We start from the raw sequence: 25,183 nt of genomic DNA, 5'->3' as shown, positions 1-25,183 counted from the left end.
ACTAACACAGAGAGAAAATAAAGTAATTTAACAGACATTATGCAAGACCTATCAGTCGGAACCGCATGGCTTCACTCCTTCCTCACTGACTATATCCCCGAATGGGCTGCAGTCACTCTTGAGTGTCTGCTCGTCGGAGTTGGCCTGATGCTGCTCTATGCAGTGCTCGCGCTGTTCTATATCCTCTTCGAACGTAAGGTGTGTGCCTATTTCCAGTGCCGCCTCGGCCCTAACCGCGTTGGCCCGTGGGGTTTGATGCAGAGTATCGCCGATATGTTCAAGATTCTTATCAAGGAGCTTATCTCGCTCAACCATATCGACAAATTCCTGTTTGCCCTTGCGCCTTATCTCGTCATCATCGCCTCGATGCTTGCCTTTGCGGTGCTTCCGTGGGGCAACGGACTCCAGATTATCGATTTCAACGTCGGCATCTTCTTCCTGCTCGCAGTATCGTCGATCGGAGTGCTCGGTATCCTGCTTGCCGGATGGTCGTCAAACAACAAGTTCACTCTCATCGGCGCTCTTCGTTCGGGCGCGCAGATGGTCAGCTATGAACTTTCAATGGGTCTGTGTGTTGTAACTATGGTTGTGATGGCAGGCACTATGTCTGTGGGAGGTATCGTAGAGGCTCAGAACCACCTCTGGTTTATATTCTCCGGCCATGTTCCGGCTATCATCGCCTTTGTGATTTTCATGATCGCAGGTACGGCAGAAACCAACCGTGGCCCGTTTGACCTTCCTGAAGCTGAAAGCGAGCTTACCGCCGGCTACCACACAGAGTATTCGGGTATCCATTTCGGATTCTTCTATCTTGCCGAATATCTTAACCTCTTTATCGTTTCCGGTGTGGCCGCGCTTCTCTTCTTCGGAGGCTGGATGCCTCTCCACATCCCCGGCTTGGATGCCTTTAACCATATAATGGACTACATACCCTCGTTTGTATGGTTTATCGGCAAGGCGATTGCGCTCTCCTTTATCATCATTTGGTTCAAGTGGACTTTCCCCCGTCTGCGAATCGACCAGCTCCTCACACTTGAGTGGAAGTATCTTCTTCCTATCAACCTCTTCAATCTTGTGCTCATGGTCCTCGTCGTGACCTTCAAGCTATACCTCTAAGATTAATTTCCTCAAACTCTAACAAATATCACGCAGTGAAGGCTTAGGCGCCTGACTGCATGCCAAAAAATCTAAACGCGATGAGTGAAAAATACGGCAAAATCGCCCAGGTAATCGGCCCGGTGGTCGATGTGATTTTCGAAGGTGATGACAACATCATCCCACCCATCTATACCGCCCTCCGTGTCTCTCACGACAATGGCTCGGAGACCATTCTCGAAGTAGAGCAGCATATCGGCGAGGACACAGTCCGTTGTGTGTCTATGGAAAGCACCGACGGCCTTCGCCGTGGAATGCGTGTCGACAACCTTGAGCGTCCTATCGCCGTGCCGACAGGCGAGCAGGTGAAAGGCCGTCTGCTTAATGTGCTTGGCGATGCTATCGACCGTCTGCCGGAACTCAACCGCGACAATCTCCGTGCCATCCATCAGCCGGCACCTAAATTCGACGACCTCACCATCGGTACTGAGATCCTCTTTACCGGAATCAAGGTGATCGACCTTCTCGAACCCTACAGCAAGGGTGGTAAGATCGGCCTTTTCGGTGGCGCAGGTGTAGGAAAGACCGTGCTCATCATGGAGCTTATCAACAACATCGCGAAAGGCCACAGCGGTTTCTCGGTGTTCACCGGTGTCGGCGAACGTACGCGTGAGGGTAACGACCTTCTCCGCGAGATGATCGAGAGCGGTGTCATGAAATATGGCAAGAAATTTGAAGAAGGCATGGCCAAGGGTGAGTGGAATCTTGCGGATGTCGACATGGATCAGGTGTCGCAGTCTCAGGCAACCCTCGTGTTCGGCCAGATGAACGAACCCCCGGGCGCACGTCTGCGCGTGGCTCTTTCAGGTCTGACTGTCGCCGAGCAGTTCCGCGATCAGGACGGCGGCGGTAAGGACATCCTTCTCTTCATCGACAACATCTTCCGTTTCACTCAGGCCGGATCTGAGGTGTCGGCGCTTCTTGGCCGTATGCCGTCGGCTGTGGGCTATCAGCCTACACTTGCGTCCGAAATGGGTGCTCTTCAGGAACGAATCACTTCGACAAAGAACGGTTCGATCACCTCGGTTCAGGCTATCTACGTGCCTGCCGACGACTTGACCGACCCTGCTCCTGCGACAACATTCAGCTTCCTTGACGCAACTACGGTGCTTTCGCGTAAGATTTCGGAGCTTGGCATCTATCCCGCGGTCGATCCACTTGAATCGACATCGCGTATCCTCGATCCGAATATCATCGGTGAGGACCACTACAACACAGCTCAGGCCGTCAAGCAGCTTCTTCAGAAGTACAACGAGCTTCAGGATATCATCGCCATCCTCGGTGTCGATGAACTTTCCGACGAAGACAAGCTCGTCGTAGCCCGCGCACGCCGTGCACAGCGCTTCCTCTCACAGCCGTTCAACGTGGCCGAACAGTTCACCGGCCTTCCGGGCGTGATGGTTCCGCTGAGCGAGACAATCAGAGGCTTCAAGATGATTCTGTCGGGCGAGATGGACGAATATCCCGAACAGGCGTTCCTCAATGTCGGCACAATCGACGAAGCTATCGAAAAGGGCAAGAAGCTCCTCGCGGAAGTTGCAAAATAAGAGCATTTCCGCTACGGTAACATAAACACAGTCTCTCACACTCATTAGCAGACACAGCAATGATACTCAAAATCATATCGGCCGAAGACATTGTCTTTCAGGGTGAAGTCAAGGTGGTCCACCTTCCCGGAACGATGGGCGCATTCACTGTCCTCCCCGGACACGCGTCGCTGATTTCAACTCTTACACCCGGCGACATACGCTATACAGCCGCCGATGGCGGTGAACATACCGTAGCCGTAGGCGGCGGAATCGTCGATGTCGATTCGAATATCGTGTCAGTCTGCATATATTAACTCATGGTGACGATGAAAAGAAACATATTCACAGCCTTGCTTCTGGCAGTCATGGCGCTTGTCTTCCCGTTGGGAATGGCTGCGTCTGAGGAGACTCCGCTCGACTCTCTTGTCGAGAAGGACAGCTCCGTAGATGCCCAAGGAATCATCTTCGACCATCTTGGCGACCGTTACGGTTGGGAAGTGCCTTTCAATCACCATAAGTCAATTCCCCTCCCAGTCATCGTATGGGGCTCTGACGGACTTCACGTGTTCTCGTCGGCAAGGGTCGACCACGGTGCGGTGTACCGCGACGGCAATGCCGAGTTTAAGGTGGCCGGGAAAGACAGTCCCTATAAGGGCAAGGTCGTTGAGCTTGTCAACGGTCAGGAAGTCAAACCTGCGGTTGACATCTCGATTACCAAAAATGTCTGCGGTGTCTTCATCTCGGTTCTGCTTGTCATCTGGTGCATCCTCTCGGTTGCCCGCTGGCACAAGAGTCAGGGAATGAAAGGTCCGCGAAAGATGACGGGTGCGATTGAACTCGTGATCCTGTTCATCTATGACGGCGTGATCAAACCTACTCTCAAGAACAAGGCAAACAAGTTTGCTCCTTATCTTCTGACGGTATTCTTCTTCATTCTGGTGATGAACCTCCTTGGCCTGATTGTCATCTTCCCCGGTGGCGCAAACCTTACCGGTAACATCGCTGTGACACTCGTTCTGGCCATAATCACCTTCCTTATCACAAACATATTCGCAACGAAACACTACTGGAAGGAAGTGTTCAATCCCGATGTGCCTTGGTGGTTCAAATGGCCTATACCTATCATGCCGGTGATTGAAATCTTTGGTATTTTCACAAAGCCGGCGGCCCTCACCGTCCGTCTGTTTGCCAATATGATGGGCGGTCACATGATTGTCATCGTTCTGACACTCCTGATATTCATTTTTGCCGCTATGGGGCCAGTCGTGACCGGAGCGACCGCAGTGGTGAGCATCATATTCTCGGTGTTCATGCTTCTCCTCGATGTGCTCGTGAGCTTCATTCAGGCATATGTGTTCACAATGCTCTCGACACTTTTCATCGCCCTCGGGCAGGAAGAAGGGCATCATGAAGGACATGGCAATGACGGTCACCACGACGGCTCGAAGCATCTTCAGGATGCGAAAACGCAATCCTCTCCCTCTGCAAACCCTGCATAATCTTAAAAAATTTAAATAACCCATTTAATCTTCCGCAATTATGTTAGCAATGATTTTAGCAGCTATCGAAGGAACACTCGGCATCGGCGTATGTATCGGTGCAGCAATCGCAGCAATTGGTGCCGGTATCGGCATCGGTAAAATCGGTGGTTCAGCCATGGAGGCTATCGCCCGTCAGCCTGAGTCGGCCGGCGATATCCGCAGTAACATGATCGTAATCGCCGCCCTTATCGAAGGTGTGGCCCTTTTCGCTGTCATCGTTTGTATCCTCGCAATGTTTGTGGGCTAATCCAAACTTCAATTTTTTGAAAGATGGAACTTTTCACGCCTGATTTCGGTCTGGTATTCTGGATGTTCGTGTCATTCGCCGTCCTCTTCTTCATTCTGTGGAAGTGGGGCTGGCCGGTGATCATGAAAGGAGTGTCTGACCGAGCCGACCTCATCGACAAAGGTGTGGAGTATGCTCAAAATGCCAAACAACAGCTTGACCATGCCCGCGAAGAGGCGGATAAATACATAGCCGACGCGCGTCGCCAGCAGGCCGACATGCTGCGCGAGGCCGACAAGATGAAGTCACAGATCATCGAGGAAGCCCGCACCGCAGCTCAGTCTGAAGCCAAGAAGGTGATGGACGCCGCAAAGGTATCTATCGAACAGGAACGCAAACAGGCCGAACAGCAATTCCGCAACGAGGTCTCTTCTTTCGCCCTCGATATCGCCCAGAAAGTGGTGCGCAACGAGATGAAGGACGAGAAGGCTCAGGAGAAGCTTGTCAACTCCCTGCTCGACGAGATGGAGAAACAGAATTGACGTTGCCGGCCGTTGTGCCCGAAATGACGGGTACAACGGCAGCAACAGTCCCCCTCGCAGTTCCGTTTCCTTGACCTATCTGAATTCAATTAACTTAAAGATTACTCATCCTCTAAGGCTCTCATCTCCACGCAATGAACCAAGGTCTCATCCCCAGTCGCTACGCAAAGGCTCTTTTCGAGTATGCCTCCGAAAAGGGCGCGGATGCGCGCATCTATGAGCTGATGCACACGCTTGACAGCTCCTTTGTCGCCGAGCCTTCGCTCCGGCAGGCCGTGGCCAATCCTTTTATCCCCGCGCCCGACAAAGTCAAGCTCCTGACTTCGGCGGCAGGTGCGACAGACAAGGATGAAGTCTATGCCCGCTATCTCAAGCTGCTGGTTGAAAACAACCGCCTTGATGCAGCCCGCGACATAGCCCTCGCCTACATGAAGATATATCGTAGTGAGCATCGCATCTATCTTGTGACCGTCACATCGGCCGCTCCTATGGGTGCTGTTGAGGAGAATCGTCTCAAGGCGCTCATTGAGCGTCATCTTGACGGTGGCACGATGGAATATCACCACCGTGTTGACCCTGCTCTGATCGGAGGCTTCACCGTTACCATCGACAACGACAAGCTCGATGCCTCTGTGGCCGATGAACTCAAGCAATTGCGTCTAAAACTTTTAAGCAACTAACAAATTTCACACCCCTATATATCACAATGATTAACCCAAGCGAGATTTCTCAGGTATTAAAACAGCAGCTGGAGAATATCAACTCCAAAGTTTCCTTCGAGGAGACGGGAGTCGTACTTGAAGTCGGCGACGGCGTAGCTCATGTATATGGCCTTGACAACGTCTGCGCCAACGAGCTTGTCGAATTCGAAAACGGAGTGAAAGGTGTAGCCCTCAACCTTGAGGAGAGTAATGTGGGTGTCATCCTGCTCAACAATGTCAATAAGGTTACCGAGAACATGACTGTCAAGCGTACCGGCGAAATTGCCTCCATCCATGTGGGCGACGGTGTGTTTGGCCGTGTCATCAATGTCCTTGGCGAACCGATTGACGGCCGCGGTCCTATTCAGGGCGAGCTTCTTCCTATGCCTCTCGAACGCAAAGCTCCGGGTGTGATTTTCCGTCAGCCCGTAAAGCAGCCTCTTCAGACAGGTCTAAAGGCTATCGACTCGATGGTCCCCATCGGCCGCGGACAGCGCGAGCTTATCATCGGTGACCGCCAGATCGGCAAGACCGCGATCGCTATCGACACCATCATCAACCAGCGTGCCAACTTTGATGCCGGCAGGCCCGTCTACTGTATATATGTGGCAATCGGCCAGAAGGCTTCGTCGGTCGCAGCTATCGTAGAGACACTCCGTCAGCACGGCGCTCTCGACTACACCGTGGTCGTGGCTGCTACTGCGGCAGATTCGGCCTCTATGCGTTACTACGCTCCATTTGCCGGAGTTGCCATAGGAGAGTTTATCCGCGATACCGGCCGTGACGCCCTCATCGTTTATGACGACCTCTCGAAGCAGGCAGTGGCCTACCGCGAAATCTCCCTCATTCTCAAGCGTCCTTCAGGTCGTGAGGCATATCCGGGCGATATTTTCTATCTCCACAGCCGTCTGCTCGAACGTGCAGCTAAAATCATCGACAACCAGCAGGTGGCCGAGAATATGAACGACCTTCCCGAATCGCTCAAAGGCAAGGCCAAAGGCGGAGGTTCGCTCACTGCACTTCCTATCATCGAGACTCAGGCAGGCGACGTGTCGGCCTATATTCCGACCAACGTGATTTCAATCACCGACGGCCAGATCTTCCTTGAGACAGCGCTCTTCAACCGTGGTATCCGTCCGGCGATCAACGTAGGTATCTCCGTGTCGCGTGTGGGCGGTAACGCTCAGATCAAATCAATGAAGAAGGTGGCAGGTACGTTGAAAATCGATCAGGCCCAGTTCCGCGAGCTTGAATCATTCACCAAGTTCGGTGGCGATATCGACCCCGTGACTGCCCGCGTGATTGACAAGGGACGTAAGAACGAACGCCTTCTCATCCAGCCACAGTATTCTCCGATGAAGGTCGAGGACGAAGTGTCCGTGATCTATTGCGGTACACGCGGTCTTCTCGAAAACGTGCCTCTCGACAAGGTTGCCGAATTCGAGAAAAACTTCCTTCAGCTCGTCAACACCAAGTATCCCGAAGTCATGGAGGCAATCCGTGCCGGTAAGCTTGACGACGACGTGACATCAAAGCTCTCGGATGCTGCCGCTGAAATCTCGGCATCATATAAATAAAAATATTAAGGGAGGACGAGGCTTGTCCGCGTGTCCTCCCGCCAATAAATAGAATCCATTCTCTGACAGTCAGACATCATTATGGCTACACTTCGCGAACTTAAAGGACGCATCGGCTCGGTGGCCTCAAGTGAGAAAATCACCGGAGCCATGAAGATGATTTCTTCGGCCAAGATGCACCGTGCCGAAAGTGATCTTCGCCGTCTCCTCCCTTTCAGACAGCAGATAGAGAACATTATCGGCAATCTCCTTACGGCCGATGCCGAGTTCTCGTCGCCTCTAACAGATGAGCGCGATGTCAATTCGATCGCAGTAGCCGTGTTTGGTTCTGACGACGGTCTGTGTGGCGCTTACAACATCAATCTCTTCAAGGAACTCCTTGCAGTCCTCCGTGGTTACCGCGAGAAGTTCGGAGCAGGAGTGCGGGTGACGGTCATCCCGGTCGGCCGTAAGATGGTCAAGGCGACCTCTAAACTCAATCTTCCCGGAGTCAGCGTCGAGCCGGCCTCGGGAGTCGACTCAAAGTCTGGCGGCGATCTCGTCAAGGACTTCACCCGCCATCTTGAGAGCCGTTTCCTTTCAGGAGAGTTCGACCGTGTGGATCTTCTCTACATGAACTTCCAGTCAGTAAGCCGCCAGAGGCCCAAATGCGATTCATTGCTCCCCGTCAGCTCCGAAACATTCTCTGGCGAAGGTGTGAAAGCCGTCTGCCGCCCATGCATATTCGAGCCTGATGCAGCGACCATCTTTGTCTCGGTCCTCCCGATGTTCCTCCTTGCGGTCATGCAGGAGGTGTTCACCGAAAACCGTGCCTCGGAGCAGGCTGCCCGTATCATGGCTATGCAGAGTGCGAATGACAACGCGAAGAAACTCCTCGAACAGCTCCGCCTCGAATACAACAAACTGCGTCAGCAGAGCATCACGACCGAACTCCTCGACATTGTCGGCGGTCAGGTCAGAGACAGTTGATAAAAGGCTGTCGCCTCTCCGCCCCGCCAATCAAAGTCACCATCCACGAATTAACACAGCACAACAGATAATAAACCGACATGGGAAGTGTAAAAGAGTATTTCTCAAATCTTGGCTCCGGCATTGCAAGTCTTATAAAAGGCATGCAGGTGACCGGTAAGGAATTTGTCACCCCCAAAATTACCGAAGAGTATCCCGACAACCGCGACAATCTCCCCGTTGCAGACCGCTTCAGGGCTGTCCTGACCCTCAAGTATGACGATCAGGGCGACCATAAGTGTATCGCCTGTGGAACTTGTGAGCGCGTATGTCCCAACGGAACAATCTCTCTCGGTATCAAAACCGTCGATACTTGGGACGGAAAGAAGAAAAAGAAGCTCGACAAGTACATGTATGACCTCGGAAGCTGCACGTTCTGTCAGCTATGTGTGACAAACTGTCCCACAGACGCCCTTGAGTTCAGCAATGACTTCGAGCAGGCAGTATTTACCCGTGGAAAGCTTCTCAGAAAGCTCAACTATCTTCCTGAAAAGGAAGAGCCGCAGCCTACTCCTGAGGAGATTGCCCGCATGAAGGCTGAAAAAGAGGCCAAGATTGCTGCCGCCAAGGCCGCCGCAGAAGCCAAGAAAGCAGCCGCAGCCGCAAAGCCCGCCGCTGACGCTGCTCCAAAGGCAGCTCCCGCCCCGGCGGCCAACGATGCCGCTGCCAAGGCTCTCGCTGCTGCAGCCGGCGATCCTGAGAAGGAAGCCAAAATCCGTGCTGCTCTCGAAAAGGCCGCTGCCCTCAAGGCCAAACGTGAGGCCGGTAACGCCAATTAACAGCTAAATTAATTACTATCACAGTATATGGAATCAGTAGGAAGTACAATTTGTTACTGGATAATCGCGCTTGCGATTGTCATCTTCTCGGTACTGACTGTCACCACGCGCAAGATTCTGCGTGCGGCCACATATCTGCTTTTCGTGCTCTTTGCAACTGCCGCCCTTTATTTCAAACTTGACTACGAGTTTCTGGGTGCGGTACAGATTGCTGTCTACGCCGGCGGTATCGTGGTGCTTTTCGTGTTTGCAATCCTGCTTACGACACATCCCGGTGACAACAGTGAACAGTTAGCTTCAAGGAAGAAATTACTTGGTCTGGTCGGCGCTATCGGAGCCGCCGGCGCATGTGGCTGGGCGCTTTGCTCACGCTGTGCCGACATCTTCAAGCCCCTCCCTGCAATGTCAAATCCCACCATGCACCGCATCGGTGAGGCAATGCTCGGAACAGGCTACGAACAGTATCTTCTCCCCTTCGAGGCTGTCAGTGTGTTATTACTCGCATGTATAATCGGTGGCGTGGTAATCGCCCGTAAACGCTAATCACAACTTCCCATCATGGATATTACTTTGATTTGGTATCTCGTTCCGGCTCTCGTGATGTTCTGCTGCGGTGTCTACGGCTTTCTTACCCGCCGCAACATGATTGCCATGCTTATCTCGCTTGAGCTGATGCTCAACGCGGTCGACATCAACTTCGTGGTTTTCAACCGCTATCTCTTCCCCTCTTCGATGGAAGGATGGATGTTTACCCTTTTCGGCATCGCTATCGCCGCTGCCGAGACCGCGCTCGCAATCGCGATAATCATCAACCTCTTCAGGGTCAGCAAAAACATTGACGTCCGCGACGCAACTAAAATGAAAAATTAATCACGCCCTATGGATATTACAATACCTATTCTGATATTGGCCATTCCTTTCTTCATGTTCCTCGTTCTGGGACTTGGAGGCGTAAAAATGAGCCACAAACTCGCCGGTGTCCTCGGCACACTCGGCATGGGAACCGTGTTGGTCTTGTCCTATTACACGGCGTTCACCTATTATTTCTCCGGAAGCCCTGAATTCATTGACGGCACCAACCGTCTTCAATATGTGGTCTTCAACCAGACTTGGCTGCAGTTCACACCCAATCTTGCAATCAAGCTCGGTTTCCTCCTTGATCCGATTTCAGCCCTGATGCTTATTGTCATCCCGACAATTTCATTCATGGTCCACATCTATTCGCTCGGATATATGCACGGAGAGAAAGGCTTCCAGCGCTACTATGCTTTCCTTTCGCTCTTCAGCTTCTCGATGCTCGGTCTTGTAGTGGCCACAAACATTTTCCAGATGTACATCTTCTGGGAGCTTGTGGGTGCTTCTTCATTCCTTCTTATCGGTTTCTTCTACACACTTCCTTCGGCCATCTCGGCTTGTAAGAAGGCGTTTATCGTCACCCGTTTCGCCGACCTCGGTTTCCTCATCGGTATTCTCATCCTGTCGTTCTACACCCAGCAGCTCGACTTCCTTCCGATGACTCAGAATCCTCAGGGAGTTCTCTCATGCTTCGGTGGAGCTACTTTCATGGGCGCTTCGGTTCTCACTTGGGCTCTCGTGCTCATTTTCACAGGCGGTATGGGTAAATCGGCCATGCTTCCTCTCCACATCTGGCTTCCCGACGCGATGGAAGGCCCGACCCCTGTTTCGGCTCTTATCCACGCTGCGACAATGGTGGTTGCAGGTGTATATCTCGTCGCACGTCTTTTCCCGCTCTACATGCTTGAGGACGCAGCCCTCATGTTTGTGACTGTCGTCGGAGCTGCCACTGCCTTCTATGCCGCAATGGTAGCCTGCGCACAGATCGACATCAAGCGTATCCTTGCCTTCTCGACTATTTCGCAGATTGCGTTCATGATGGTTTCGCTTGGTGTTGCCTCTCGCAACAACGTCGCTATCCACGAAGGCCTCGGATACATGGCATCCATGTTCCACCTCTTCACCCACGCGATGTTCAAGGCGCTCCTCTTCCTCGGCGCAGGTTCGCTCATCCATGCGGTTCACTCCAACAACTACACATCTATGGGCGGTCTCCGCAAATACATGCCCATCACCCATATCACCTTCCTTGTAGGCTGTCTCGCCATTGCCGGTATTCCTCCGTTCGCAGGATTCTGGTCGAAGGACGAAATCCTTGTGGCCTGCTTCGCAAACCACACTTTCTGGGGTATCTGGATGACACTCATTGCAGGTATGACCGCATTCTACATGTTCCGTATGTACTACCTCGTGTTCTGGTGGAACAATCCTGACTATGCCAAGGAACATCACGGCCACATGCCCCATGACCCGGGTATGGCAATGACATTCCCGCTCATATTCCTCGCCATCGTTTCGACTGTCTGCGGTCTCGTGCCCTTCGGTGAGTTCGTCACCTTCGACGGTCATGAGTACCATATCCACCTCAACATTCCTATCGCCTGCCTTTCTGTTGCAGTGGCTTGTTGTGGAATCTTCCTTGCACGCTGGATGTATATCCGCGAGAACGACAAGCCCAAGCGTCTTGCCGATTCCTGCCGCTGGCTCTGGACTACCGCTCACCGTCGTTTCTACTGGGATGAAATCTATCTCTTCATCACCCGTCGCATCATTTTCGACGGTATCTGCAAGCCCATCGCATGGTTTGACCGTCATATAATCGACGGAACTATGGACGGTTTCGCCTTCGTCACCAACAAGGCTTCCGTCGCCATCAAGGGTCTTCAGAGCGGAAAGGTACAGATGTATATATGGTGGTATCTTATCGGAGCTGTCATCCTTGGTCTCATCGTCGCGATATGTGTACTCTGAATCTGTTTGTAAAGTAGCTAAAATATAGTAACGATATGTTTTCAAATATATTAATTTACTTTGTGGTGATACCCCTCGTCATGATGCTGGGGCTCGCCCTCTGCCGGAACATCAAGCAGATTCGTGCAGTGGCCGTCACGGGCTCGGTCGCACTGACTGCTCTCTCCGTCTGGCTTCTTGTCGACTATCTCGCCCTCCGCGCCGCCGGTGCTACCGAACCCATGCTCTGGGTTGACTCGTGGCAGTGGTTCGCACCGCTCAACATCAACCTTGCGGTGGGTGTCGACGGCATTTCGATCGCCATGCTTATCCTGACCGGTATTATCCTTATAACCGGTAGCTTCGCTTCGTGGGAAATTCCCCAGCCCAAGGAATTCTTCCTCTGGCTGATTCTCCTCTCGACAGGTGTCTATGGCTTCTTCATCTCAATCGACCTTTTCACCATGTTCATGTTCTATGAGGTCGCACTCATCCCGATGTACCTTCTCATCGGTGTCTGGGGCAGCGGAAACAAGAACTACTCGGCCATGAAGCTCACGCTCATGCTCATGGGCGGTTCTGCCTTCCTCATGCTTGGTCTCATCGGCATCTACTACCATTCAGCTCCCGAAGGCATGCCCCTCACATGGAACATCCTTCAGATTGCCGAATATGACGCGATCAGCCACGGCTGGCAGAAGTTCCTCTTCCCGATGACCTTCGTCGGCTTCGGTGTCCTTGGCGCTATGTTTCCCTTCCACACTTGGTCGCCCGACGGTCACGCTTCAGCCCCCACGGCAGTGTCGATGCTACACGCAGGTGTGCTCATGAAGCTTGGTGGCTACGGCTGCTTCCGTGTCGCAATCTTCCTCATGCCTCATGCCGCAAACGAACTCGCTTGGATCTTCCTTATCCTCACAGGTATCTCGGTTGTCTACGGTGCGTTCAGCGCATGTGTCCAGAATGACCTCAAATACATCAATGCCTACTCGTCCGTTTCTCACTGCGGTCTGGTGCTCTTCGCAATCCTTATGCTCAACACCACCGCGATGACCGGTGCGATTATGCAGATGCTCTCTCACGGTCTCATGACAGCCCTCTTCTTCGCCCTTATCGGTATGATCTACGGACGTACCCACACTCGCGACATCCGTGAGATGGGCGGTATGATGCAGATTCTTCCCTATCTCTCGGTCTGCTACGTCATTGCCGGTATGGCTTCGCTCGGTCTTCCGGGTCTCTCGGGCTTCGTTGCCGAAATGACTATTTTCGTCGGATCGTTCGAGCACACCGACCTCTTCCACCGCGTATTCGTCATCGTGGCATGCAGCTCTATCGTGACAACCGCCGTCTACATTCTCCGTGTTGTCGGCAAGCTTCTCTACGGCCCTGTCTATGACCAGCACCACATGACACTCACCGATGCCAAGTGGTGGGAACGCGTCGCTACAGCCTCGCTCATCGTGAGCGTCGCCTGCATCGGCTTCTTCCCCAACTTCTTCATCGACCTTATCAAGTTTACTTTCAGCCCCGAAATCTTTACCGTAATAGGTCTGAACTAATCATAGATTAATAGCAATGGATTACTCACAGTTTTTAGCATTAAAGCAGGAAATAGGATTGTTAATCGTATTCCTATTAGTCTTCCTTTACGATACGTTTGCATCGCCCAAGGGAACCAAGGCCGTGCCAATGATTGCATGTGCGCTCATGGCCGTGGTGACCGCATGGGGATTCTGCCCGGTTGTCAGGCTCACCGAGTCGGCTTTTTCGGGCATGTATTTCACATCGCCTACAATTGTTGCCATTAAGAATATCCTCAATGTAGGTGTGCTCATCGTCCTTATCCAGTCAGTCAAATGGGCTAACTCCGAGTTTACCGCCATCCGTCGCGGTGAATTCTACGAATTGATTCTGCTCACTCTTCTGGGCATGTACCTGATGATTTCAAGCCGTCATTTCCTGATGTTCATCATCGGTCTTGAGACAGCATCGCTTCCTCTCTGCGCCCTTGTCGCTTTCGACAAGCACCGCTACGAGAGCCATGAGGCAGCCATCAAATATGTCCTTACGGCAGTCTTCTCTTCTGCCATCCTTCTGATGGGTCTGTCGTTCGTCTACGGCATCGCCGGAACGCTCTACTATCAGGGCATCGCATCGGCTCTCTATGGCAATATGGGTGTCATGCTTGCAGTAGCCCTCGCTTTTGTCATGGCAGGTTTCGGTTTCAAGATTTCTCTTGTTCCTTTCCATCTCTGGACTGCCGATGTCTATCAGGGCGCTCCCACTTCCGTCACCTCTTATCTTTCGGTCATCTCAAAAGGCTCAGCCGCTTTCGCCTTTCTCGTGGTTCTCACTCAGGTATTCGGGGCAGTCTATGAAGTGGCTTGGGAATGGATGCTCTATGCGCTCATCATTCTCACCATTACTGTCGGTAACCTCTTCGCGATGCGCCAGCACAACATGAAGCGCTTCCTTGCCTTCTCGTCAATCTCGCAGGCCGGCTATATCATGCTTGCGATCATCGGCGACAATGCAATGGGTGTATCGGCCCTCATGTTCTACACTCTGGTCTACATCTTCTCAAACCTTGCCGCTTTCGGTGTGATCGGTGCTATCGAGAATGCTACCGGCAAGCTTGACATGAGTGACTATAACGGACTTTACAAGACCAATCCCCGCCTTGCGGTGACAATGATGCTTGCGATGTTCTCGCTTGCCGGCATCCCGCCCTTCGCCGGATTCTTCAGCAAGTTCTTCGTGTTCACATCGACCCTTAACGGCACAGGCTCGACCGCTCTCTACGTCCTTGTGCTCATCGCCCTTATCAACACTATCATCTCCCTCTACTACTACCTCCTCGTTGTAAAGGCAATGTTTATCAATGACAGCGAAACACCCATCGCCACTTTCCGTTCGGCATGCTCCGAGCGTCTTGGCATGTGGATTTGCGTGGCAGGCATAATCGGTCTCGGTATCGTAAGCTACTTCTACGACTACCTGCTGACCGTTGTCGCATGATATTCCTTTCAGCTGTGAGACATCGACTCTGTTTTTTCAGGTCGGATGTCGTTATGACGGCTGAAAAGATGTTGAAAAACAATCTGATTAAGTAAACTATCTCCGGCTGCACGGCGTTTTGCTTGCAGTCGGAGATTGCTACAGAAACAAACCTGTATTCTTCTTCCCGTTAACACATTAAATCATCACTTCGCCCATGTTTCCATCATCACCCGGCCCTATCGGCGTATTTGACTCAGGCTATGGCGGCCTGACAATCCTCAAAGAGATTCGCGAGACCCTTCCTGAATACGACTACATTTATCTCGGCGACAACGCCCGTACTCCCTACGGCACTCGCTCTTTCGATGTGGTCTATGAGTTTACGCGTGAAGCTGTCAATGCGCTTTTCGAGCGCGGCTGTCATCTTGTCATTCTCGCATGCAATACAGCCTCGGCCAAGGCGCTGCGCTCCATCCAGCAGAAAGACCTTCCTTCGTGGGACGCTTCCCGGCGTGTGCTCGGGGTTGTAATCCCGACGGTCGAAGCGCTCGGATCGATTACAAAAAACGGAAATATCGGAGTCCTCGGCACTCCGGGAACTATCAGTTCCGGCACTTATGACATAGAAATCGCAAAGTTCTTCCCGCAGTTCCGCACAGTGTCGGTCGAATGTCCCATGTGGGTTCCGCTGGTTGAAAACCGCGAATATGACTCACCCGGTGCCGACTATTTTGTCGAAAAATATGTCGAGGAGCTTTTTGCCGAAGAGCCTGAAATCGACACGATCATTCTCGGATGCACACACTATCCATTGCTCATCGAGAAGATTCGTCGTCAGGTCGCCGGCCGTGCCACCATCGTCACTCAGGGCGAACTCGTGGCCGCAAGTCTGCGCGACTATCTCAAGCGTCACCCAGAGATGGACGAGAAGTGTACCCGTGGAGGCGCTTGCACCTACCTCACCACCGAGAATGCCGGACGTTTCGCCTCGCTTGCCGGGACTTTTCTCCAGACACCTCTTCAGGCTACCCACATAACGCTCTGAATTTTTTCAAAACAATCATTATTCACATTCTTTTGATTACCCATAAGTCAGCATTACGCCTTCGGTTCTTGGAGACCTTGGTGTTTATCTGTCCCGCTCTTTTCTCTATCTCCTGTTCTGACGATAAGACAATTGTCAGCGCAGGAACGGGACGTCTGTCACTCAACATAGAAATTGACAACACATTCTACTATCCTGACGGAGCGGTAGTCGGAGCACCTGAGTTTTTGTTGCCTGAGATAGCTCAGACAGGTGTCTTTATGCGGTCAGTCGCCGGATCGTATTCTCATGTATGGTCTTCGTTTACTGATTTTCCTCAGGATGACATATATTATACCGGATCTTATCATCTTCAGGCATTCTATGGCTACGAACAGGAGGGTTTTGACTGCCCTTACTACAGTGCCGTGGCTGATATTGACATCCTGCCGGGGCAGACATTGCATCAGGACATGGCGCTACGACCTGTCAGCACGGCCAATACCGTGGCTTTTGACCCGGAGATGTCAGCCGGTTTCAAATCGGTCCGCGCCTATCTTCATGCCGAGGGGGGAGGTTATTTCGGCTATGACACCGCATGCGACGATGTTCTCTATCTCCTTCCGGGGCACACGTCGGTCTATCTTGAACTGACCATGCCCGACGGCCGAGAGGTCGGCTACAAGGCTTTTGAGATAGCGCAGACTGAGAGCGGTGTGCTTTATGAATATCGCTTCACGATTGACAGTAGCGGTGGCTACCCGGTGGTCACATGTACGGTAGGTTCGGAAAGCGTCTCACGCACCATTGACAGCGCTTTCATTGCAGCGATGCCCCTCAACTGACCGCTTCCGGCTGGACATCCGATGAAATCTATGTCCTGCCTGAAGGAGAGATCCCCGACGAACCTGTCAGGGTGGCGGTCACTTCTTCCGCAGGGCTTTCCCATCTTTATCTTACGGTCAATTCTCCTTATCTCAATTCTGTCGGCATACCACGTCAGGCCGACCTTCTGGCTCTGTCGGCAGAGGATGCCGAAATCTTTTCTACTTATGGCCTGACATGGACTTCCTCACCGCAAAGGATCGATGTGGATCTATCGGCCTTCCTCGGAAATTTTGTCTTTCTCAACGAGGCGCAGGCCATAAGCACTATCGGTCTGATGGCAGAGGATATCGATGGCCGTGTGGGCAATCCGCTCATGCTGACGGTCGAGACTCAGCCGATGGAGATTGTGGTCGACTCGGTTTCTTCAGCTATGGTAGGCGCGACGACGGCCGTTATCCGTGTCGCCACTCTTGCCGATGATTTCGCCTCTCATGTCGCGGTCGAGCTTCTCGACAACGGAAAGTGGCAGTCTGCCGAAATAATCTCTGTAAGTGAGGTTTCCGCCGGCATCTATGACATTTCCTTTGCCATTCCGCCCGGAAGCGCTGACCTGAATGCCCGGATTCTCTATTGTCAGGAGGTCAGGGGAGAGGTGGGCATTACCCGTTTCATGCCGGATTTCAACCTTGAGTTCGATGCTTTTGCCACTTATGCTCGTGTAAAGGTCATCGCCGACACTCCTGAACTCATATCTGCCGTAGCCAAGGGTCTCGACATCTATCTCAACGGTAGCCGTGCGAGTGTGCTTTATCGCGACCCGGAAGAGGGGATGGTGGTCATTACAGGTCTGAACCCTTCGACCAACTACACTTTGACCGCGACCATGATGCGTAATCCCGGCAAGGATGATTTCACATCGCCGGTCAGATTATCGACGGAGTCTGCCCCGGCTCTCCCAAACGACGAATTCGAGCACCGCAAAGACGGAATCTCTTATAAAAACCTTGCGAGCGGTGGGCGCTACTCTCAGACGACGGTGGCCATATTCAATTGGCAGAATCATCAGTCGTTCAGCCTTCAGGTTCCGAGGGAGTGGGCCAATACTAACGCTAAAACTTTTTCAACCCGTGCGTCAAACCATAACACATGGTACATGCAGCCGTCCGTATATTCCGTTCCCGGCGATACGGAGGATGCAAGCTTCGCAGTGTGTCTGCGCAGCGTCGCTTTTGATATTGACGGAGCGATTATTCCTGACTACACACAGACAGGCCAGCCTTATCTGCAATATTCACCCGTAATCCCTGAAATCAAGTCGCGGGCAGCCGGAAAATTATTCCTCGGTTCATATTCGTTCAATCCGTTGACAATGGAAGAGACCTATGACGATATTGTCGACTGGCGTTCGCGCCCCATGTCGCTCAACGGATATTACAAATATAATCCCTCACAGGCCGACACTTCTGACAATGGCATCGCCATTATCGAGGTCTATGGAAATATCGACGGTGAAACGCGGGTCATCGGGTCTGCTACCGCCTATCTGCCCGTGGCCAACAGCTACACGGCTTTCAAGGCTTCGCTTACGTATGATTATTTCGGTGTGAAGGCTACGGGACTAAAGGTCATGTTTGCCTCGTCGGCTGCAATCGGCACAATCGCTGAGGAAAGCGAGGCCATTGCAACGAGTCCTGATCCGGTCAAAGGTGAGTCGATTGGCAGCACTCTGTGGCTTGACCACGTGACTCTCTCTTATTGATTCCGATTCTATGTTACAACAGTTCGGTAATTTTTGAGCAGGCATAGCTGTATCGCACTGATACACAATAGTTTGCATTGATATTGAATTGTTGTTGTATCTTATTGATATTCAATTGAATATGCAAATTTTACCGAACTATTGATGTTAATATTATAAATCCTTTAACCTTATGAAAAAAATTCTCCTTCTTATTCTCCTTGCGATCATCATGTTTGCCAGTGCTCCCGTCCATGCTTCGGGATGGGATATAAACGATATACTCGGAAATCTTGGTTCGAAAGGCTCATCCACGACCGAACAGACCGATTCGCAGCAGACCAAATCCTCAGGTGGTCTCGGCGATCTGCTGTCGGGTGTCGCAAACAAGCTTGGCATCGGTTCTTCGTCATTGACCATCGATAAAATCGCGGGTACATGGAAATATTCAGGACCTGCGGTCACATTCAAAAGCGACAATCTTTTGCTTAAGGCCGGAGGTGCGGCGGCTGCAACTCAGGTTGAAGCCAAGCTCGAACCATATTACAAGACCGCCGGCTTCACCTCGCTTGTGATGACAATAGCCGAAGACTCTACGTTTACGTTCAAGGCTCGTCTGATAAATCTTGGAGGTTCGATTTCAAAGGATGCCTCGTCGGGAAATTTTATCTTCACGTTTAAGGCTCTGAAGTCAGTCAACATCGGATCGATGGAAAGCTATATAGTCATGAACGGCGACAAGATGGAGCTGACCTTTGACGTGAGCAAGCTTATGGTGCTGATTGAAAAGGCCGGAAGCCTCACAGGAAATAACACCCTCAAAGGTGTGTCTGCCATCCTTAACCAGTATGATGGAATGACTGCCGGATTCGAGCTGCAACGTCAGAAGTAGCTTTTGGATTGTCTCGCTTCGTTTTTATCTCTCTGTACCATGGAAAATTTAGTGAATTATAAAGAAATAGAGAATGCCATCATCGGGTTGCGCGGTTTGCGCGTGATACTCGATGCTGATGTGGCTCGCTTTTATGGCGCACAGACAAAAGAAATTAATCAGGCTGTCAGGAATAATCCTGATAAATTTCCTGATGGCTATGTTTTGCCTCTTGATAAGACCGAAACAGAGGATTTGCAATCAAAATTTTTGACCGCAAATCTTTCTGCGAAATCGAGGGCGTTGCGCACACCGTCAAACGCAAAAAGAATTGAGGAGCGGATTAAAGGTATTATCTCGTCTTATGGTCTCAATAATCATCCCGGCTTTCAACGCTGAAAAATATCTCAGGGAATGTCTCGACAGTGCTGTCGGGCAGACCTGTCGCGATATTGAAATCATAGTTGTCGACGACGGTTCGACAGACTCGACAGGCAGGATTATTGCGGAATATGCCGCTCGCGACAACCGTGTGCGGCCGCTTGTCCAACCGCAGTCGGGAGTGTCGGCCGCCCGCAATGCGGCCTTGCGCATTGCCGGGGGCGAATGGGTGAGCTTTCTTGACAGCGACGATGTTCTCTATCCCAACAGCATAGAACTGCTGCTCGGAGCGGCGCATGTGAGCGGTTGCGACCTTGTTTATGGCGGATGGCGGCGTGGAGTCGAGTTCAGACAGATTGATGGATCCCGGAGCGATGCCGCGCCACGGGTCTGCGACCGGCTTGATGTCATTGAAAAAGTGCTCTATCAGTCTGAAGGCATTGTCCCTGCTCCGTGGGGGAAGCTTTACCGTCGCGAACGTCTGCGCGATGTGTGCTTCGACGAGGGTTGTATCTATGAGGATCTCGACCTTTTCTATAAGGTCGAAGGCCGCGACGGAAAGATTGCCGTCATCGACGCTCCTGTCTATTTCTACCGTGACACTCCCGGCAGTCTTACGAACCGGTTTTCTCCTGCGCGCCTCGATGTGCTGAAGGTCACATCGCGCCTTGAGGATTTTATGGCCAAGAATTGTCCCGGGCTTCTTCCCGCGGCTCGCGACCGTCGGTTAAGCGCCAATTTCAACATGTATTGTCTGCTTGCCATTCATGACCGGAATGGAGAATACGCGCGGATTTCTCACGAATGCTGGCAGCTCATCAGACGCTATCGGCGCGAGAGTCTGCTGAATCCGCATGTCAGGATGAAAAACAAACTTGGGATTCTCGTTTCATATCTCGGGGAGCGCATGCTGAAAGCCGTATCGCCTTTGGTCTATGGCGGTAGTAGGAAAAATCGTTGATGTAGTAAGAAAAAATAGTAAGAAGAATATGAAGGTTGTTACTTTAGACAGCAGGCGTTTCGCAGTTGCCTGCCGGATGCTTGCCGAAGTTGTGGAGGGCGATAAATTTATGCCCGAGCTTATGGTTGGCATACGGACTGGAGGCGAGTATGTGGCAAGAGAGATGCTCGGCGAATTTCCCGGAGCCCGGCTGGCTGTAGTGGAGTTGCAGCGCCCGTCGACACGTCATAAGGGACTCGTGGCAGGATTGCTCCCCCTGCTTCCGGCACGCGTGCTCGATTTCATGAGGATGGTCGAGGCCCGTCTGCTCGCACTCAGACCTCGCAGGAGGGTAGGGCGCGTGGAGATTCCTGAGGAAATAACCGCCCTTGGGGCAAGGAGGATTCTGGTGGTCGACGATGCCGTCGACAGCGGTGTGACACTTGAAGCCGTTGTCAGCTCTCTGCGTGAGGCGTGTCCGTCGGCACAGGTGCGTTCGGCTGTGATAACCGTGACGACCTCGCGGCCTGTCATCTCTCCCGACTATGCTCTTTATCGTAATAAAACTTTAATACGTTTTCCATGGTCAATGGATATGAAAGCCTGACACGTGTGGATCGGGAGATTCCATGTGTCGTTGTCGATCTTGACGGCACTCTGCTGCAGGGAAATTCATTCAGGATGTTCATCCGCTTTCTTGTCGGGCGTCTTAAAGAGCGCGGAGCATACACTTCGCTTGCTAAGGTGATAGGGCTCCTTGCTGCCAGAAAAGCAGGGGTGATAAGCCATGTGGCCATGAAATATCCGATCCACCGTCTCGGCACGCAGGCCATGTCAGACAGGGATCTGACTGAATTTGCCTCTCAGCTCGCCGGCGCGCTTAATCCACGGCTGGTTCGTGAACTTGACCGGCTGAGGTCGGAGGGAGCAAGGATTGTGCTCGCCACCGCCGCCCCTGACCTGTATATCCCTTATCTGTTCAGACATCTGAATTTCGATGAGTGGATAGCGACTCCGCTTAGTGGCGCGTATGACGGCTATGTCGAGACTCGCGGAGAGACCAAACGTCGTCTTGTCTGCGCTCTTGCCGGGGAGAGGGGCTGGAATGTCGAGGCTGTGGTGACCGATCATGACGATGACCTGCCCTTGCTGCTGTTGCCGTTTGTCCGCCGTATTCTGGTCAATCCTACGTGCACACTCAAGTGTGCACTCGATACGGCGGGACTGGACTATGAGGTGTTCTGATTATAGACTATTCATATTGTAATAATGGGTATTGGCTTATTGTCGAGGGAAATCAGTATAATTTTAAGTAAAAATTGATGGTATTATCAAAATTATTGTTAACTTTGTCGCCATCTTATTGTAATTTATATACCTGCATTATAGAAAACCTCACGATACCAACGAAAATTCATTTTAATTTTTTTAATACCACTCATTATTACATCATGGAAAACAGAAAGTTGTTAAAAGATGTTAATTGGGGGGGGTAAAAAGCTTAGGCAGAAATATCCTTACCCTGATGCTGGCAGTGATGGCTTTTGCGGCCACCGCTCAGGCAAAATCTGTTACCGGCACGGTCACTGACGAAGCCGGTGAAGCGGTAATCGGTGCTAATGTCGCAGTTCAAGGCACCAAAATGGGCACAGTCACCGACATTGACGGTAATTTTGCCCTCAACAATGTGGCTGACAATGCTGTGCTCGTCATCAGCTATGTCGGCTATGTCACTGAAGAAGTTTCCGTCGCCGGAAAAAGCGTGATTAATGTCACCCTCAGAGAAAACCGCGAGGTGCTTGATGAGGTAGTAGTCATCGGCTACGGCACTGTCAAGCGTAAAGACCTTACTGGCGCTGTCTCCTCGATGAAAAATTCTGACGTAGTGGTCGCTCCTACCAACAACGTGATGGAAGCCCTTTCCGGCAAGGTCGCCGGTATGGACATCACCAAGGCAAGCGGTGAGGTCGGCAGCGATGTCAGCATCCTTCTTCGTGGCTCGCGTTCAATCTATGGCAGCAACGAGCCTCTTTTCATCATCGATGGTCTTCCCGGCAGCTACAATCAGGTTAATCCGAGCGATATAGAGTCAATCGACATCCTCAAGGACGCCTCCTCTACGGCTATCTATGGTTCGGCCGGTGCTAACGGTGTGATCATTATCACTACCAAGCGAGGAGAGGAAGGCAAGGCTGTGGTCAACTTCGATGCCTACTACGGATTCAGTGGCGATGCAAACTACAAGCACGGTATGCTTGGTGACGAATGGGTAGCTTACCAGAGCGAGGCTTACAAGTATACCACCGGAAATTATCCTTCTGATATGAGCACCCTGCTCGGCAATCCGCTCTATACGGAAGCCTACAATCAGGGCAAGTGGATTGACTGGGTTGACCTCGTGTCAGGACATCGTGCGACCACACAGAAATATGCTCTTTCAGTCAGCGGAGGCACACAGAAGACCCGTATTTTCGCTTCGACTTCCTACGCGAAGGAAGAAGGTCTGCTTGAGAACGACAATATCAACCGCTACACTCTCCGTCTCAATATCGATCAGGAAATCAACAAGTATGCCACAATCGGTTTCACGAGCAACCTTACTTATTCAGACCGCAACCGAGGCGTAAAGAACACCTATACAAAGTCACTGACCTCGTTCCCTCTTGGCGATGCTTATGACGAGAACGGAAAGCTTAACCATGAGTTCATCAACGGACAGTATTCTCCGATGGGCGACTTCATCGAAAACCAGTATGCCAACAATACCAAGTCAACCTACATCAACTCTATCGGTTATCTTGAACTTACTCCCATTGCCGGTCTGAAACTCCGCTCACAGCTCAGCACTACTCTCTCTGACAGCCGTCTCGGCCAGTACTGGGGCAGTCAGGCGAACGCAAACCAGCCATCGTATGCGTCGTCACCCTACGCACAGAAGACACATGACAACGGCTGGTCATATACATGGGAAAATATTCTCTCATACAATGCCGATATCAAAGACCACTCGTTTGGCGCGCAGTTCATTACCTCTTATAATAAGAATACAAACGAACAGACTATCGCCGGCAGCGGCGGTTTCCTCGTTGACTCGTGGCAGTATCATCGTCTTCTCTCCGGCTCGACCAGCCCCTACACTTACTCTGACTATTCCCGCACACAGAAAATGTCGTATGCGTTCCGTGTGAACTATAATTACAAAGGCCGTTATCTTCTCACATTCTCAAACCGCTGGACGGTGTCAGCTGGTTCTCTGAAGGCAGCAAGTGGGATTCATTCCCTGCAGGTGCTGTCGCATGGCGCATCTCTGAGGAAAGCTTCTTGGAGGACACCCGCAGCTGGCTTGACAATGCAAAGCTCCGTGTCAGCTACGGTATCACCGGTAACTCAGGCGGTACAGGCGCTTACGTGACCCAGAGTCAGGCATATCTCTATCCCAACGCCGGTGTGACTGTCGGAGGTGTCCCCGTTCAGTTCGCACAGTACACAGGTACGTTTGCCGGCAGCGACCTCGGCTGGGAAAAATCATATAACTGGAACGTCGGCCTTGACTTCGGTGTGCTCAACAGCCGCATCGACGGATCAATCGAATGGTTCAAGACAGACACCAAGGGCCTTCTCTACAAGCGTACTGTGCCCATCACCGACGGTCTTACAGGCTGGGGCTCACCCCTTTCGAGCTGGCAGAACCTTGCAAAAACCGAAAACCACGGTGTCGAATTGACTATCAACAGCCGCAACATCGTGACCAAGGATTTCAACTGGTCGACAACTTTCACAGCAACATGGAGCAAAGAAAAAATCAAATCGCTTCCCGGCGGTGACCTCATCAACGAAAGCCTTTTCGAAGGTCAGCCTATCAAGAGTATCTACAGCTGGAAATATGCCGGCATCTGGGGTACAAACGATGATCCTGAACTTATGAAGAAACTTGGTGTTGAGCCCGGTTTCCTCAAGATTGAAACCATTGAGAAAGATGGCGACGTTGGTGTACACGCCTATAGCGACAATGACCGTCAGATTCTCGGTCATCAGAACCCCAACTGGATTCTCGGTCTTAACAACACCTTCCAGTATAAAGGATTCGACCTCTCTGTATTCATGATGGGACGTTTCGGTCAGACTATCAGCAGCGACCTCCTCGGCTACTACACAGCAGAAGATTCACGTACCAAGAACCAGCTTGCCGGCACTGACTACTGGACAGAGAGCAATCAGGGAGCCTACTATCCCCGTCCCGGTACAGGAAGCAAACAGAGCAAGTTCTATCCCGCTCTCCGTGTAGTCGACGGTTCGTTTGCCAAGATCAAGAACATCACTCTCGGCTACACCCTGCCTCAGAAGCTTACCCGCAAGGCTCTCATCGAGCGTCTCCGCATCTATGGAACTGCCTATAATCCCTGTATCATTGTCAATGACAGCAAGCTCAAGGGCACTGACCCTGAGACCGGCGGTTCGGATGCGTTCCCGACATACAAGCAGTTTGTATTCGGTATCAACCTCACACTCTAATCCCATAAAACGAAATTAATACA

Annotated in this window: 23 protein-coding genes and 1 pseudogene; all 24 read left to right on the top strand. The window is 51.8% G+C overall.

What is annotated here, in order from left to right; genetic code table 11:
- The first annotated feature begins 39 nt into the window (after positions 1-39).
- The 24 genes and pseudogenes from nuoH (at position 40) to E7747_RS04825 (ending at position 25,160) form a co-directional block, all read left to right on the top strand.
- The gene (gene nuoH, locus E7747_RS04940; protein ID WP_123613858.1) at positions 40-1,116 is read left to right on the top strand and encodes an NADH-quinone oxidoreductase subunit NuoH; all 1,077 of its coding nucleotides are present in this window, start codon (positions 40-42) and stop codon (positions 1,114-1,116) included.
- Between the two features lie 80 nt (positions 1,117-1,196).
- Complete coding sequence (gene atpD, locus E7747_RS04935; protein WP_123613962.1) at positions 1,197-2,702, top strand: F0F1 ATP synthase subunit beta; 1,506 nt, start codon at positions 1,197-1,199, stop codon at positions 2,700-2,702.
- A 59-nt stretch (positions 2,703-2,761) separates the two neighbouring features.
- Complete coding sequence (atpC, locus tag E7747_RS04930; RefSeq protein ID WP_123613859.1) at positions 2,762-2,998, top strand: ATP synthase F1 subunit epsilon; 237 nt, start codon at positions 2,762-2,764, stop codon at positions 2,996-2,998.
- 6 nt (positions 2,999-3,004) lie between these two features.
- The gene (gene atpB, locus E7747_RS04925) at positions 3,005-4,183 is read left to right on the top strand and encodes a F0F1 ATP synthase subunit A (protein ID WP_370279960.1); all 1,179 of its coding nucleotides are present in this window, start codon (positions 3,005-3,007) and stop codon (positions 4,181-4,183) included.
- Positions 4,184-4,220: 37 nt separating this feature from the next.
- The gene (gene atpE / locus E7747_RS04920) at positions 4,221-4,472 is read left to right on the top strand and encodes an ATP synthase F0 subunit C (protein ID WP_168185382.1); all 252 of its coding nucleotides are present in this window, start codon (positions 4,221-4,223) and stop codon (positions 4,470-4,472) included.
- A gap of 23 nt (positions 4,473-4,495) precedes the next feature.
- Positions 4,496-4,993, top strand: coding sequence for a F0F1 ATP synthase subunit B (gene atpF / locus E7747_RS04915; RefSeq protein ID WP_123613861.1), 498 nt, complete (start codon positions 4,496-4,498; stop codon positions 4,991-4,993).
- Between the two features lie 134 nt (positions 4,994-5,127).
- Positions 5,128-5,673, top strand: coding sequence for a F0F1 ATP synthase subunit delta (locus tag E7747_RS04910; protein WP_123613862.1), 546 nt, complete (start codon positions 5,128-5,130; stop codon positions 5,671-5,673).
- Between the two features lie 26 nt (positions 5,674-5,699).
- Positions 5,700-7,271 carry a F0F1 ATP synthase subunit alpha gene (atpA, locus tag E7747_RS04905; RefSeq protein ID WP_136414477.1) on the top strand — a complete coding sequence of 524 codons (1,572 nt, stop codon included), beginning with the start codon at positions 5,700-5,702 and terminating at the stop codon, positions 7,269-7,271.
- A gap of 81 nt (positions 7,272-7,352) precedes the next feature.
- Positions 7,353-8,240: an ATP synthase F1 subunit gamma gene (atpG, locus tag E7747_RS04900; RefSeq protein WP_136414475.1), complete on the top strand. Its 888-nt coding sequence runs from the start codon at positions 7,353-7,355 to the stop codon at positions 8,238-8,240.
- An 80-nt stretch (positions 8,241-8,320) separates the two neighbouring features.
- The gene (locus tag E7747_RS04895; RefSeq protein WP_136414473.1) at positions 8,321-9,058 is read left to right on the top strand and encodes a 4Fe-4S binding protein; all 738 of its coding nucleotides are present in this window, start codon (positions 8,321-8,323) and stop codon (positions 9,056-9,058) included.
- A 27-nt stretch (positions 9,059-9,085) separates the two neighbouring features.
- Complete coding sequence (locus E7747_RS04890; protein WP_123613866.1) at positions 9,086-9,601, top strand: NADH-quinone oxidoreductase subunit J family protein; 516 nt, start codon at positions 9,086-9,088, stop codon at positions 9,599-9,601.
- Between the two features lie 15 nt (positions 9,602-9,616).
- Positions 9,617-9,928, top strand: coding sequence for an NADH-quinone oxidoreductase subunit NuoK (gene nuoK, locus E7747_RS04885; RefSeq protein WP_123613867.1), 312 nt, complete (start codon positions 9,617-9,619; stop codon positions 9,926-9,928).
- Between the two features lie 9 nt (positions 9,929-9,937).
- Positions 9,938-11,884 (top strand): NADH-quinone oxidoreductase subunit L, encoded by a 1,947-nt coding sequence (nuoL, locus tag E7747_RS04880; protein ID WP_136414471.1) that lies wholly within the window; start codon positions 9,938-9,940, stop codon positions 11,882-11,884.
- Between the two features lie 35 nt (positions 11,885-11,919).
- Positions 11,920-13,425 (top strand): complex I subunit 4 family protein, encoded by a 1,506-nt coding sequence (locus E7747_RS04875; protein ID WP_123613869.1) that lies wholly within the window; start codon positions 11,920-11,922, stop codon positions 13,423-13,425.
- A gap of 16 nt (positions 13,426-13,441) precedes the next feature.
- On the top strand, positions 13,442-14,884 hold the full coding sequence (locus E7747_RS04870) for an NADH-quinone oxidoreductase subunit N (RefSeq protein ID WP_136414469.1): 1,443 nt from the start codon (positions 13,442-13,444) through the stop codon (positions 14,882-14,884).
- Between the two features lie 196 nt (positions 14,885-15,080).
- Positions 15,081-15,911 (top strand): glutamate racemase, encoded by an 831-nt coding sequence (gene murI / locus E7747_RS04865; protein ID WP_123613871.1) that lies wholly within the window; start codon positions 15,081-15,083, stop codon positions 15,909-15,911.
- A gap of 80 nt (positions 15,912-15,991) precedes the next feature.
- Positions 15,992-16,735 carry a DUF4493 domain-containing protein gene (locus E7747_RS04860; protein WP_228449308.1) on the top strand — a complete coding sequence of 248 codons (744 nt, stop codon included), beginning with the start codon at positions 15,992-15,994 and terminating at the stop codon, positions 16,733-16,735.
- A gap of 71 nt (positions 16,736-16,806) precedes the next feature.
- On the top strand, positions 16,807-18,477 hold the full coding sequence (locus E7747_RS04855) for a hypothetical protein (RefSeq protein WP_136414466.1): 1,671 nt from the start codon (positions 16,807-16,809) through the stop codon (positions 18,475-18,477).
- A 172-nt stretch (positions 18,478-18,649) separates the two neighbouring features.
- Complete coding sequence (locus tag E7747_RS04850; protein ID WP_136414464.1) at positions 18,650-19,348, top strand: lipocalin-like domain-containing protein; 699 nt, start codon at positions 18,650-18,652, stop codon at positions 19,346-19,348.
- Positions 19,349-19,387: 39 nt separating this feature from the next.
- Positions 19,388-19,726, top strand: coding sequence for an ORF6N domain-containing protein (locus E7747_RS04845; RefSeq protein ID WP_136414462.1), 339 nt, complete (start codon positions 19,388-19,390; stop codon positions 19,724-19,726).
- A complete protein-coding gene (locus tag E7747_RS04840) occupies positions 19,692-20,669 on the top strand; it encodes a glycosyltransferase family 2 protein (RefSeq protein WP_136414460.1) in 978 nt (325 codons plus the stop codon). The genes E7747_RS04845 and E7747_RS04840 overlap by 35 nt, the downstream gene beginning before the upstream one ends.
- The gene (locus E7747_RS04835) at positions 20,644-21,255 is read left to right on the top strand and encodes a phosphoribosyltransferase (RefSeq protein WP_136414458.1); all 612 of its coding nucleotides are present in this window, start codon (positions 20,644-20,646) and stop codon (positions 21,253-21,255) included. Before E7747_RS04840 ends, E7747_RS04835 begins: the two co-directional genes overlap by 26 nt.
- Positions 21,231-21,893, top strand: a complete 663-nt coding sequence (locus E7747_RS04830) for a haloacid dehalogenase-like hydrolase (RefSeq protein WP_136414456.1) — start codon at positions 21,231-21,233, stop codon at positions 21,891-21,893. The genes E7747_RS04835 and E7747_RS04830 overlap by 25 nt, the downstream gene beginning before the upstream one ends.
- 292 nt (positions 21,894-22,185) lie before the next feature.
- Positions 22,186-25,160, top strand: a pseudogene (locus E7747_RS04825) (SusC/RagA family TonB-linked outer membrane protein).
- The last annotated feature ends 23 nt before the right edge of the window (positions 25,161-25,183 follow it).

The organism is Duncaniella dubosii (assembly GCF_004803915.1).
Taxonomy (GTDB): Bacteria; Bacteroidota; Bacteroidia; order Bacteroidales; family Muribaculaceae; genus Duncaniella; species Duncaniella dubosii.
This window is presented reverse-complemented; position numbering and strand designations above follow the sequence as displayed.

Excerpts from the sequence above, each read along its gene's own strand:
- nuoH (WP_123613858.1), top strand. The coding sequence starts at position 40 with ATGCAAGACCTATCAGTCGGAACCGCATGGCTTCACTCCTTCCTCACT.
- atpD (WP_123613962.1), top strand. The coding sequence starts at position 1,197 with ATGAGTGAAAAATACGGCAAAATCGCCCAGGTAATCGGCCCGGTGGTC.
- atpC (WP_123613859.1), top strand. The coding sequence starts at position 2,762 with ATGATACTCAAAATCATATCGGCCGAAGACATTGTCTTTCAGGGTGAA.
- atpF (WP_123613861.1), top strand. The coding sequence starts at position 4,496 with ATGGAACTTTTCACGCCTGATTTCGGTCTGGTATTCTGGATGTTCGTG.
- E7747_RS04910 (WP_123613862.1), top strand. The coding sequence starts at position 5,128 with ATGAACCAAGGTCTCATCCCCAGTCGCTACGCAAAGGCTCTTTTCGAG.
- atpA (WP_136414477.1), top strand. The coding sequence starts at position 5,700 with ATGATTAACCCAAGCGAGATTTCTCAGGTATTAAAACAGCAGCTGGAG.
- atpG (WP_136414475.1), top strand. The coding sequence starts at position 7,353 with ATGGCTACACTTCGCGAACTTAAAGGACGCATCGGCTCGGTGGCCTCA.
- E7747_RS04895 (WP_136414473.1), top strand. The coding sequence starts at position 8,321 with ATGGGAAGTGTAAAAGAGTATTTCTCAAATCTTGGCTCCGGCATTGCA.
- E7747_RS04890 (WP_123613866.1), top strand. The coding sequence starts at position 9,086 with ATGGAATCAGTAGGAAGTACAATTTGTTACTGGATAATCGCGCTTGCG.
- nuoK (WP_123613867.1), top strand. The coding sequence starts at position 9,617 with ATGGATATTACTTTGATTTGGTATCTCGTTCCGGCTCTCGTGATGTTC.
- nuoL (WP_136414471.1), top strand. The coding sequence starts at position 9,938 with ATGGATATTACAATACCTATTCTGATATTGGCCATTCCTTTCTTCATG.
- E7747_RS04875 (WP_123613869.1), top strand. The coding sequence starts at position 11,920 with ATGTTTTCAAATATATTAATTTACTTTGTGGTGATACCCCTCGTCATG.
- E7747_RS04870 (WP_136414469.1), top strand. The coding sequence starts at position 13,442 with ATGGATTACTCACAGTTTTTAGCATTAAAGCAGGAAATAGGATTGTTA.
- murI (WP_123613871.1), top strand. The coding sequence starts at position 15,081 with ATGTTTCCATCATCACCCGGCCCTATCGGCGTATTTGACTCAGGCTAT.
- E7747_RS04850 (WP_136414464.1), top strand. The coding sequence starts at position 18,650 with ATGAAAAAAATTCTCCTTCTTATTCTCCTTGCGATCATCATGTTTGCC.
- E7747_RS04845 (WP_136414462.1), top strand. The coding sequence starts at position 19,388 with ATGGAAAATTTAGTGAATTATAAAGAAATAGAGAATGCCATCATCGGG.
- E7747_RS04840 (WP_136414460.1), top strand. The coding sequence starts at position 19,692 with ATGGTCTCAATAATCATCCCGGCTTTCAACGCTGAAAAATATCTCAGG.
- E7747_RS04835 (WP_136414458.1), top strand. The coding sequence starts at position 20,644 with ATGGCGGTAGTAGGAAAAATCGTTGATGTAGTAAGAAAAAATAGTAAG.
- E7747_RS04830 (WP_136414456.1), top strand. The coding sequence starts at position 21,231 with ATGGTCAATGGATATGAAAGCCTGACACGTGTGGATCGGGAGATTCCA.